Raw genomic sequence first — 1,153 nt, 5'->3', positions numbered from 1 at the left:
CGGCGCGGTTGGTGTTTTCCCACGGCAGGTTGGCGTCCGGGCGACCGAAGTGCCCGTAGGCCGCGGTCTGGGCATAGATCGGCCGCAACAGGTCCATGTCCCGGATGATCGCAGCCGGACGCAGATCGAACACCTCATCGATCGCCGCCTGAATCTTGACCGGATCCACCTTCTCCGTACCGAACGTCTCCACGAACAACCCCACCGGCGCAGCCTTACCGATCGCATACGCCACCTGCACCTCGGCCCGCTCAGCCAGACCAGCAGCCACCACGTTCTTGGCAACCCACCGCATCGCGTACGCGGCCGACCGGTCCACCTTCGACGGGTCCTTACCCGAGAACGCCCCACCACCATGACGCGCCATACCACCGTAGGTGTCCACAATGATCTTCCGCCCGGTCAGACCCGCATCACCCATCGGACCACCGACCACGAACCGGCCCGTCGGATTGATCAACACCTTCGGATCCTCGGCCTCCAACCCGAGCTCGGCGATCTCCGGATCGATCACATGCTTGCGGATATCCACCGCCAGCTGCTTGTCCAGATCGATACCCTCAGCATGCTGCGACGAAAGCACCACCGTGTCCAACCGCACCGGCTTGTGCTCGTCGTACTCGATCGTGACCTGCGTCTTACCATCGGCCCGCAGATACGGCACCGTGCCGTTCTTCCGCACCTGCGACAGGCGCAGCGAGAGGCGGTGGGCCAGGGCGATCGGCAGCGGCATCAACTCCGGCGTGTCCGAACACGCATACCCGAACATCAGGCCCTGATCACCAGCGCCCTGCTTGTCGAGGTCGTCGAGGGCGTTCTCCAGACGCGACTCATACGCGGTGTCCACACCCTGAGCAATATCCGGCGACTGAGCACCAATCGCCACATTCACCCCACACGAAGCCCCGTCGAACCCCTTCTCCGACGAGTCATAACCGATGTCAAGCACCGCCTGCCGAGCCAACGCGTTCACATCCACGTTCGCCGCCGTCGTGACCTCACCAGCCACATGAATCTGACCCGTGGTCACCAACGTCTCCACCGCAACACGCGACCGCGGATCCTGCGACAACATCGCATCCAAAATCGTGTCACTGATCGCGTCACAAATCTTGTCCGGATGACCCTCGGTCACGGACTCACTGGTGAACAG

1 protein-coding gene is annotated in these 1,153 nt (G+C 63.0%); it reads right to left on the bottom strand.

The genetic code is table 11. The features are described 5' to 3' along the window. Positions 1-1,153: methionine adenosyltransferase (metK, locus tag IF64_RS0124885; RefSeq protein ID WP_157575542.1), on the bottom strand; the 1,153-nt coding region annotated here is incomplete at both ends.

The organism is Prauserella rugosa (assembly GCF_000719975.1).
GTDB lineage: Bacteria > Actinomycetota > Actinomycetes > Mycobacteriales > Pseudonocardiaceae > Prauserella > Prauserella rugosa.
The sequence above is the reverse complement of the archived record's forward strand: the minus strand, read 5'-3'. Positions and strand labels throughout refer to the sequence as shown.